This window comes from Rhizobium sp. UBA1881 (assembly GCF_002338015.1).
Classification (GTDB): domain Bacteria; phylum Pseudomonadota; class Alphaproteobacteria; order Rhizobiales; family Rhizobiaceae; genus Rhizobium.
Genome location: NZ_DDHH01000191.1, coordinates 52033 through 58974, shown reverse-complemented (window position 1 = coordinate 58974; position 6942 = coordinate 52033). Strand labels below are relative to the sequence as shown.

Annotated in this window: 7 protein-coding genes; 6 read left to right on the top strand and 1 reads right to left on the bottom strand. The window is 62.3% G+C overall.

Annotated elements, in window-relative coordinates; all coding sequences use genetic code 11:
* Positions 1–59 precede the first annotated feature (59 nt).
* From B3605_RS23625 to B3605_RS23600, 6 genes are read left to right on the top strand one after another with little or no spacing between them, the layout of a single operon-like run.
* Complete coding sequence (locus B3605_RS23625; protein WP_112943473.1) at positions 60–1004, top strand: ABC transporter permease; 945 nt, start codon at positions 60–62, stop codon at positions 1002–1004.
* Entirely contained in the window at positions 1001–1885 is an 885-nt protein-coding gene (locus B3605_RS23620) for an ABC transporter permease (protein ID WP_112943474.1), read from the top strand. Before B3605_RS23625 ends, B3605_RS23620 begins: the two co-directional genes overlap by 4 nt.
* Entirely contained in the window at positions 1882–3570 is a 1689-nt protein-coding gene (locus B3605_RS23615; RefSeq protein WP_296436442.1) for a dipeptide ABC transporter ATP-binding protein, read from the top strand. Before B3605_RS23620 ends, B3605_RS23615 begins: the two co-directional genes overlap by 4 nt.
* Complete coding sequence (locus B3605_RS23610; RefSeq protein ID WP_296436440.1) at positions 3570–4631, top strand: putative FMN-dependent luciferase-like monooxygenase; 1062 nt, start codon at positions 3570–3572, stop codon at positions 4629–4631. Before B3605_RS23615 ends, B3605_RS23610 begins: the two co-directional genes overlap by 1 nt.
* Positions 4632–4655: 24 nt before the next feature.
* Complete coding sequence (locus B3605_RS23605; protein WP_289727833.1) at positions 4656–5288, top strand: CMD domain protein; 633 nt, start codon at positions 4656–4658, stop codon at positions 5286–5288.
* 9 nt (positions 5289–5297) lie between these two features.
* Positions 5298–5903, top strand: a complete 606-nt coding sequence (locus tag B3605_RS23600; RefSeq protein ID WP_113168299.1) for an alkylhydroperoxidase domain protein — start codon at positions 5298–5300, stop codon at positions 5901–5903.
* A 33-nt stretch (positions 5904–5936) separates the two neighbouring features.
* Here the strand turns inward: B3605_RS23600 and B3605_RS23595 are convergent, their stop codons facing one another.
* Positions 5937–6791 carry a D-amino-acid transaminase gene (locus tag B3605_RS23595; protein ID WP_162725019.1) on the bottom strand — a complete coding sequence of 285 codons (855 nt, stop codon included), beginning with the start codon at positions 6789–6791 and terminating at the stop codon, positions 5937–5939.
* Positions 6792–6942: the final 151 nt, after the last annotated feature.

Here is a 6942-nt window from a genome sequence, read left to right as displayed (position 1 = left end):
GCGCACTGAACGATGTGCCCGGCGTTGGCCGGGCACGCCCCTGACGCGAAGGGATCGGTATGGCCCGCTACATTACGTCACGCATAGGTCAGGCACTGCTGGTGCTGTGGGCCGCATTCACGATCTCTTTCGTCCTTTTGCAGGCGATGCCTGGAGATGCCGTGCTGATCAAATTCCAGAACCCGGAATATGGCCTGAGCCCCGAGCAACTGGCCGACATTCGCGCGGCATACGCAGCTGACGGCACCGTGTTGACGCAGTATCTGCACACCGCTGGACGGTTCCTGGTCGGCGACTTCGGCTACTCGCTGCAGGCAGGCGTGGCCGTCAGCGCACAGCTTGCGACGAACCTGCCTCCCACGGTCCGCCTCGCCGGCTTTGCTTTCGTCGTTGCCGTCGCGATTGCCGTCCTCTTGGCCATCCTCGCCAACATCCAGGGCTTTGGCAGGCTGCGCGGCATCATTCAGTCGGTGCCCTCGCTATTCGTGTCCGTGCCGACCTTCTGGCTCGGGATCATGTTAATCCAGATTTTCTCGTTTCGCCTGCGGTTGGTTCCTGTGATCAATCCGGGACCGTGGGAAGGCTTGATATTGCCCGTGCTTGCCATCGCCGTTCCCATTTCCGCGCCGCTGGCACAGATCCTTCTCCGAAACATCGACCAGGTCAAAACGCGGCCTTTTGTTGCCGTGGCGCGCGCCAAGGGAGCATCGCATGCCGGGGTTCTGTGGCGGCACGTCGCGAAGAACGCGGTTCTGCCCGTGCTGACCGTCGGCGGCGTGTTGTTCGGTGAACTTCTTGCCGGCGCCGTGATCACTGAAACCGTCTTCGGCCTCAACGGCATTGGCAGCCTCACCGAGCAGGCGGTCAATTTCCAGGACGTGGCGGTGTTGCAGGCGATCGTCGTGCTGTCGGCCGCTGCTTTCGTCACGGTCAATCTTCTGGTCGATCTTCTCTACCCCATTCTCGATCCGCGGCTCAAAGCCAAGCCGGAGACTGCACGATGACGAGCCTTGATGTCGCCGAACGCCCACTCGAAATCGCTAATGCCGACAGCGTCGGCAATCCGGCATCGGCCAATGCGCCACGCAGGCAGCGTGTCGATGTCAGCCTCGTGCTCGCAGTCGTCGTGCTTGTGATCGTCCTCTTGTGGGCCGTCGTTCCGTTGCTGTTTACATCCTACGATCCGATCAAGGGGCTTCCCGGCCAGCAGCTGAAAGCGCCGAGCCTGACGCATATCCTTGGAACGGATGCACTTGGGCGCGATCTCTTCGCACGCCTCGTGCATGGCTCCGTGCATTCGCTATCCGGAGCCCTGGCGGCCGTCGGGATCGGGCTTGCTCTCGGAACCACGCTTGGCGTGCTTGCCGGTTCGCTCGGAGGCCGCACGGAAACCGTGATCATGCGGCTGGTGGATGTCCTGCTGTCGATCCCTGTCCTGCTGCTCTCCCTCAGCATCATCATCCTTCTCGGCTTCGGTACGCTCAACGCCGCGATCGCTGTCGGCATTACCTCGGTAGCGAGCTTCGCCCGCATCGTGCGCTCCGAAGTCGTGACGGTCCGGCGCAGCGAGTATGTCGAAGCGGCCTTCGGCAGCGGCGGCAGGTTTCTGAGCGTCCTTTGGCGCCATATCCTGCCCAATTCGCTGACCTCTGTCATCGCCTTCGCAGCGCTACAGGTGGGATCGGCAATCCTGCAATTGTCGACGCTCGGCTTCCTCGGATACGGCGCGCCGCCACCGACGCCGGAATGGGGGCTCCTGATCGCCGAGGGTCGCAATTACATCGCGACCGCGTGGTGGCTGACCGCAGCGCCGGGCGTCGTCGTTGTTCTCGTGGTGCTTTGCGTCAACCGCATCAGCCAGGCAATCGGAGGAGGAGACAGATGACGATAAGACCGAACGATCTGCCAAGGGACCCATTCCAGCCATCGCCAGTGCTCGATGTTGCAGGACTTACGGTTAGCTATGAAGGCCGCGGCGGAAGCCGGACTGCCGTTCACGGAATAGATTTCCGTGTCAATCCCGGCGAGGTCGTCGCGCTGGTCGGTGGATCCGGCTCGGGCAAGAGCTCGACGGCGCAGGCGATCATCGGCCTCCTGCCTGACAACGGCAGGCTTGAAGCTGGCAGCATCCGATTGAACGGCGAGGAGATCGCCGGCTGGCCGCAACGGCGGCTCGACGGCGTTCGCGGCGCGGTCATCAGCCTTGTGCCGCAGGACCCTGGCAATTCGCTCAATCCCGTCAAGACGATCGGCAAGCAGGTGGCCGAAATTCTCGCCATACATGGCAAGGCATCGGGTCCGGTTGCCTATGCGCAGGCTGTCGAGCTTCTGGAACGGGTCGGTCTCAGCGAGCCGAGGCTGCGCGCGCAGCAATATCCACACGAGCTCTCCGGTGGCATGAAGCAACGCGTGCTGATCGCCATCGCCATCGCGTTGAAGCCTGCGCTCATCATCGCCGACGAGCCGACAAGCGCGCTCGACGTGACGGTGCAGAAACACATTCTCGATCTGATCGATGAGCTTCGCCGGGAATATGGTACCGCGATCCTTCTCGTTACACATGATCTTGGCGTGGCGGTTGACCGATCGGATCGGCTGATCGTGCTTAAGAACGGTCGTATCCAGGAGGAAGGTCGCACCGCGGATGTGGTTGCCGCCCCCAAGAGCGCCTATACGCGCCAGCTCCTGTTGGACGCGCCATCACTCAACCAACGCCCGCGTATCGTGACAACGTCGCCGCTGGATCAACGAAGCGACGACATCATTGTCGTCGAAAACCTGGTCAAGGATTTCGGCATCGGCGGTGACGGGCGCTTCTGTGCGGTCGACGACATATCGTTTTCCGTTCGGCGGGGCACGACGCACGCCCTCGTCGGCGAATCCGGCTCGGGCAAGACGACGAGCATCCGCATCATCTCGGCCTTCGAAAAGCCGACGTCGGGTCGGGTGCTCGTCGATGGCCTGCCGCTTTCGGAGTTGCGCGGCGAGACGTTGCGGCTCTTCCGCAAGACGATACAGCTCGTTTACCAGAACCCCTTCGGCTCGCTCGATCCGCGTCAGACGATCCGGCGCATCGTCGAGGAGCCGCTTTTGAACTTCGAGCCGGTGGCGCGAGGCGAGCGAATGGCGCGGGTTGATGCGATCATCGCCAAGGTCGGGCTTCCGGATGATGTGCTGGACAGGCGGCCACAGGCGCTTTCAGGCGGGCAGAGGCAACGCGTCGCCATTGCCCGCGCCTTGATATTGAAGCCGAAAATCCTGGTGCTTGATGAGGCCGTCTCCGCTCTCGACGTGACGGTGCAGGCGCAGATTCTGGCTCTGCTCGGCGATCTTCAGCGCGAGCTCGGCCTGACCTATCTCTTCGTCTCACACGACCTCGCCGTCGTTCGCCAGATCGCCGACACGGTCTCGGTGCTCAACGGCGGAAAACTGGTCGACAGCGGCCCGGTCGATCAGGTCTTCGGCAACCCGGCAAGCGATTATACGCGCGATCTCATCGCCGCAATTCCGGGCAAGACATTCACCCCTGCACGGGGATCATCCACCTTGACGAATACGGGAAGCAAATGATGACGAAGGCAATCCCGCCGAAGCGCCTGGGCTTTTTCAGTCGCGTGCTCGATCAGGTCGATGCGGCCACGCGCTACCGGCTGGTTGCCGAGCAGATCGTTCATGCCGAGAAACTTGGCTTCGACAGCGCCTGGGTGGCGCAGCATCATTTTGATGGTGACGAAGGCGGTCTCCCGTCGCCGCTGATCTTCCTGGCGGAGCTCGCGGCTCGGACTTCGCGGATCAGGCTCGGGACCGGCGTGATCACGCTGCCGATGGAAAGCGCGGTGCGTGTGGCCGAAGATACCGCCGTACTCGACATTCTCTCGAACAATCGTCTCGAAATCGGCTTCGGAACGGGTGGAACGCCGACGTCCTTCCTGCCTTTCGGCTTGGAGAGCAGTGGTCGCGCAGCTGTCTATGCCAAAAGCCTGGCAACCGTCCGCGACGCTTGGGCGGGACGGCCGCTTGCCGGTGACAGCCGGCTCTATCCCACCGCGCCGCATCTTCTGGACCGGGTCTGGCAGGCAACATTTTCGGTCGGCGGCGGCGAGCGGGCAGGGCGCGATGGTGATGGGCTGATGCTGTCGCGCACACAGCCGCGCTCAGCGGATGCACCCGACACGCGGCTCTGGGAGCTGCAAAATCCGATCATCGACGCCTATCTCGAAAACCTGCCGCAGGGCAGGGCGCCGCGTATCCTCGGATCAAGAAGCCTGTTCGTGGCCGACGATCGCCAGCAGGCACTTCACTTCGCAGAAATAGGGCTTCGCCGCAGCGCGGAGCGTTTCATTGCCAGCGGCCACAAGGTGGCAAGCACCAGGACTGAAGATCTCATCCGGGCGTTCGATGTCCATGTTGGCACGCCTGAGGATGTGGTCGCCTCCTTGAAAGCCGACACGGCGCTTGAGCGCGTTACCGATCTCGTCTTCCAGGTCCATTCCGTCGATCCGCCGCACGAGTACATCCTGCGATCGCTGGAACTGATCGCCGGCGAAGTCGCGCCCGCGCTTGGCTGGAACCCAAACACTTCAAGGCCGGCGAACGCGAAAACACAGGAACGACGCTTGGCCACGGCTTAGGCTGCCACCAGGAAAGGAACCCATATGAGTACGCAGTCACCCGACATCATCGACCTTCTGGCGGCCATCGAGCCAGGCTCGTTTCTTGATCGCATCCGCAACCAGCGCCCGGAAACCCGCATCAACGCCCAGAAGAGCTATCTCGCGCTCTTCGAGCCCGTGAACGAGACGGACGTCACGCGCGCCGAGCGGCTTGTGCTTGCGGCTTTCGTCGCCGGCCTTCACCAAGCGGCTGGCGCCACAGAGTTCTACGTGGCCGGTCTAAGCGAAGCGAGCGGCGGCGCGTCCCTTGCGGCTGCGGTGAGGACGGAACTTATCAAGGCTGTAACCGAGGGGCCCTATGGGCACTACCCGACGGGTCCGTTGTCGGTCGAAGACAGGCCTGGGCCGGTCTACAGCGTATCGGATTTTGGTCGTGCCGTTTTTGGCGCCAAACTGTCGGCGGCCCTGGAGCATGCGCATCTCCTTGTTTTTCGTCCGCGCGAAGCGAGCCCGGATGCGTTGCAGAAGCTGCTTAACGCCAGCTGGACAACAACCGCCATCGTCACCCTCTCGCAGCTCGTTGCCTTTCTCTCTTTCCAGATCCGTGTCGTTGCCGCGCTTTCTGCGCTCGGCACCGCAGTGCAGGCGCGCGCTCCACGCGCCGCCGCGGAATAAGGAGCCGTCATGACCGATATTGTCATCCATCCTCAGATTGAAAATCGTCCGACTGCCTTCACGCAAGCTGAAATCGGCTGGACGCCCTGGCTCGAACCGCTTTCAGAGGGAGAGCTCACCGAACGGCACTGGACCGGCCTCGTCGACGCCTCGCGGGCGAAGTCCCCATATTTCATGCTGCTTGCACGCGATCCGGAGATTCTCGAAGCCCGCACCAAGACGGACAAGGACATCTTCTACAACACCGAGGCCGGTTTGCCGCGCGCCGAGCGTGAGCTGTCGGCGACGGCCGCATCACGCAGCAATGGATGCATCTTCTGCGCCTCCGTGCATTCCCGCTTTGCCTCGCACCACTCTAAGCGCACCGAAGAGGTTCAGAAGCTTCTCGACGAAGGCACCGATGCCGATCTTTCCAGCCGTCGCTGGAAAGCCGTGGTCGAAGCATCGGTCGCCTTGACGGCGACGCCCTCGGCATTCGGAGCGGAGCAGATCGACCGGCTGCACAAAGAGGGTCTCGACGATCTCGAGATCGCCGATGTCATTCACGGCGCCGCCTTCTTCAACTGGGCGAACCGCCTGATGCTCTCGCTTGGCGAGCCCACCCCGGCGAAATAGCGGCTTTCGCCCGCAAATGGACGACGGGAAGGATCAGATCGCGTTCGCCAGTTTGTTTTCGATATAAAGCTGGCGAAGCTTCAGCGTTTCAGGCCCCGGCTTGCCATCGCCGATCGGTTGCCCGTCGATCGAGGTGACAGGTAGAACGAAACTCGTCGCCGAGGTGATGAAGGCCTCGGCGGCATTCCTTGCTTCGTCAGGCGTGAAAGCGCGCTCCTCGACGGCAAGTCCGGCGCAGCGGGCGATGTCGAGAACGCTGAGGCGCGTTATGCCATGCAGGATCGCGTTCGATAGGCCGCGCGTGATCAGTGTCCCGTCCTTGCTGATGATGTGTGCGGTTGCTGAACTTGCTTCGGTGACGAAGCCGTCTTCAACCAGCCAGGCGTCGTCGGCGCCGACGGATGCGGCCTGCATCTTCGCCATCGACGGATAAAGCAGTTGGACCGTCTTGATGTCGCGCCGAACCCAGCGCTGATCGGGAACCAACGCCACCGAAATCCCGGTCTTCACCTTCGGATTGTCGAGCACGGCCTTGGCCTGGGTGAACAGGACCAATGTCGGCGTAGCGTCGGTTGGGAAGGCAAAGTCGCGATCGGCGGCGCCGCGCGAAATCTGCAGATAGATGAGGCCCTCCTGAAGGTCGTTCCTGCGGACGATCTCGCGATGAACGGCAAGCAACTCCTCTTCCGTCAGCGGGCAGGTAATCCCGAGTTCGGCCGTGGATCGCCGAAGGCGGGCCGCGTGACCGGCATATTCAAGCAGCTTGCCGCCGACAACGCCGGTGACCTCGTAGATCGCGTCGGCGAACAGGAAGCCGCGGTCGAACACGGAGACTTTTGCGTCGGCCTCGGCGAGCCAGCTGCCGTTCAGATATACGGTACGGGTCAAGATTGTTCCTCGTTCAGATTTCAGCGTGGGAAGGACCTTGGTCGATTCCATCGGCGGCGAGTTTGTCACGCAACATGCGCGCCGTCACTGCCGCACTTGCCGTGTCTGCGTCAATGCGGCCCTCCCCGCCATATACTTCAATTTTTATGAA

Coding starts and splice junctions, on each gene's coding strand:
- B3605_RS23625 (WP_112943473.1), top strand. CDS start 60: ATGGCCCGCTACATTACGTCACGCATAGGTCAGGCACTGCTGGTGCTG.
- B3605_RS23620 (WP_112943474.1), top strand. CDS start 1,001: ATGACGAGCCTTGATGTCGCCGAACGCCCACTCGAAATCGCTAATGCC.
- B3605_RS23615 (WP_296436442.1), top strand. CDS start 1,882: ATGACGATAAGACCGAACGATCTGCCAAGGGACCCATTCCAGCCATCG.
- B3605_RS23610 (WP_296436440.1), top strand. CDS start 3,570: ATGACGAAGGCAATCCCGCCGAAGCGCCTGGGCTTTTTCAGTCGCGTG.
- B3605_RS23605 (WP_289727833.1), top strand. CDS start 4,656: ATGAGTACGCAGTCACCCGACATCATCGACCTTCTGGCGGCCATCGAG.
- B3605_RS23600 (WP_113168299.1), top strand. CDS start 5,298: ATGACCGATATTGTCATCCATCCTCAGATTGAAAATCGTCCGACTGCC.